The following is a 217-nucleotide window of genomic DNA, read 5'->3' on the forward strand; positions in this document are numbered from 1 at the left end:
ATTGTGACTTCATTGAGTCCCACCGTACTTACATAATAACCTTCCGCCCAGAAATGCCGATTCAACTTGTACTTTAGATTGGCGTGTTTGTCAAACATCATGAGTTCACTTTTACCCTTTAAATAACCCATGAAACTAGAAACACTTATCCTTAGTGGAATACTTACTAACATATGTACATGATCTGGCATCAAGTGTCCTTCGATAATTTCAACAC

Annotated in this window: 1 protein-coding gene; it reads right to left on the minus strand. The window is 37.3% G+C overall.

Features of this window, described 5'->3' with window-relative positions:
* Positions 1-217 (minus strand): IS200/IS605 family transposase (gene tnpA / locus ADF68_RS00835; protein ID WP_049548236.1); only part of this gene is annotated, 217 nt, incomplete at both ends.

Origin of the sequence: Streptococcus pseudopneumoniae (assembly GCF_001068775.1) — a bacterium.
Classification (GTDB): domain Bacteria; phylum Bacillota; class Bacilli; order Lactobacillales; family Streptococcaceae; genus Streptococcus; species Streptococcus pseudopneumoniae_N.